The following is a 1,942-nucleotide window of genomic DNA, read 5'->3' on the forward strand; positions in this document are numbered from 1 at the left end:
CCCGGCCCAGCATCGCGTGAAGCTTCACAGCACGAACCCCATTGAGCGACTGAACGGCGAGATCAAGCGGCGCACCGATGTCGTCGGCATCTTTCCGAACGAGGCTTCGATCCGGCGCCTCGTCGGCGCGATCCTCATGGAGCAGACCGAGGAATGGACGGTTCAACGCGCCAGGTACATGACGCTTCCGTCTTGGGGCCCCTGCCGTCAATCCGGAATCTGCACGGCAAGGCTGCCGCAATTGCCGGGCTGGCAGCGGAACGCGAGGCGCGGGCGGCGCGGAGACATCAGATATCGGAGCGCCGCCCGCGCCGACAGCCGCGTTGATCCTGCGCAGTGCCATGTGCTTCTTCCCCAGCGCCATCGCGTCCATTCCCAGTCCCCTTGCCGGTGTCATGCTTCCGTCCGTGGTCGGCGCGCAAGCCGCCTACATGATGTCGGTGAGATCGGTTCCCGGGCGCCCATCTGGAAAACGCGCTCGGACGGAACGTCCGGCGGCAGCGTCATATCCGGCGTCGGCGGGAACCGCGTCCCGGTGGGGACTTCGTCATGGCAGGACGGACCCTGCCAGAAGCTCGCCTTCTCCTTTTTCCTGTGCCTGTGGAAGTCTCAGGCGGCAGCCGGGACCGGATCGCGCTGCAGGCGGAACTCGGTGCCGTCCAGCCACATGCGATGAAGAACGACGCCGATCCGCCGTGCCACGGCTACCGTTGCACGCTTCGAGCCGCGGCGCCTGGCGACCTGCATGCCCCACGCCTTGAGCCAGCATGGCCTTGCGTGGTGCATCATCACGGTGGCGGCGTTGAAGAGCGCCGTTCGCAGCGCGGCATCCCCTGCCTTGGTGATCCGTCCGACGATATCGCGCTCTCCGGACTGCTCGCGCCGGGGCGTGAGGCCGACCCATGGTCCTACGTCCCGTGACGACCGGAACCGCGCCGGGTCGTCGATCGCCGCGCGGACCGTCAGCGCGATCACGGCGCCGACGCCCGGCATCGTCATCATCAGGCGGCAGGCGTCGTCCTGCCGGGCAAGCTCCAGCACCCTGCGGTCCAGCGCCGATAGCCTGTCGCGCAGCATTGCCCGGGCATCGAGGATGGCCGAGGCTGCAGCCTCCAGCGCGGCATTCCCGGCGACCAGCTCGCGCACCCGTGCCTCGTAGCGCCCCTTGCCCTTGCCGACCGGACCGAGCTTCATCCCGAAATTGCGCAGGACCCCGCGCAAGGACTGCTCGATGTCCAGTGCCGCCTTCTGGACCGCCTTGCGGGCGCTCAGCAGGGCGCGCATCTCCTGCGCCGATACCGACTTGCAGTGGACCGGCCGGAACCAGCCCATGCGGAGCAGCCGGGCAATGCCCTCGGCATCGCGGCGGTCGGTCTTGACCGGCATGGCCTTCAGGACCGCCTTGACCTGCCGCGTCTCCATCAGGACCAGTTCGAAACCGGCTTCGCCCAGGCCACGGTGAAGCCATTGAGACAGCGGGCCGGCTTCGAGCCCGATCGCCTCGACCGGCCAAGGCAGATCCCGCAGGAAGGCGATCAATGCATCGGGCTCGCTGTCGATCTGCGCCCGCTTCACGACCTGCCCATGCTCGTCGAGCACGCAGACTGCGGAACTCGCGAGCGAAACGTCGATGCCGATGAAGGTCTTCATGCCGTCCTCCTCTGGGATGTGGAAGCACCAGCCTATCCGGTCCTGGCCGCCCCATGACGACATCTGGAAACCCTCGCGCCGGTCTGCGATGATCTCACCGTCAGCCTGCCTCCCGCAAAGAGCGGCTGACCAGCTCGGTCCGCCAGTCAGCGCGAGGCCCATCACGAGCTACATCACCTCGTGGGACACGATCGTAGCAAAGGTCAGCTCCCGCCGATCTGTAGCCAGTTTCGCTCGTGTTCCGCGAGGCATTCCAACCACATTTTTTAATATTCGGAATCATGCTGGTACT

At 66.6% G+C, this 1,942-nt stretch carries 1 protein-coding gene and 1 pseudogene; one reads left to right on the plus strand and one right to left on the minus strand.

Annotation, left to right across the window (positions count from 1 at the left end; translation table 11 throughout):
* Positions 1-202: pseudogene (locus tag FGX59_RS36675) on the plus strand (transposase); the annotation flags it as partial.
* A gap of 407 nt (positions 203-609) precedes the next feature.
* On the opposite strand, the gene FGX59_RS36680 reads toward FGX59_RS36675, so the two are convergent.
* Positions 610-1,650, minus strand: a complete 1,041-nt coding sequence (locus FGX59_RS36680) for an IS110 family transposase (RefSeq protein ID WP_171061023.1) — start codon at positions 1,648-1,650, stop codon at positions 610-612.
* Positions 1,651-1,942 lie beyond the last annotated feature (292 nt).

This window comes from Poseidonocella sp. HB161398 (assembly GCF_005870025.1).
In the GTDB taxonomy this organism is placed as follows: Bacteria; Pseudomonadota; Alphaproteobacteria; order Rhodobacterales; family Rhodobacteraceae; genus Mangrovicoccus.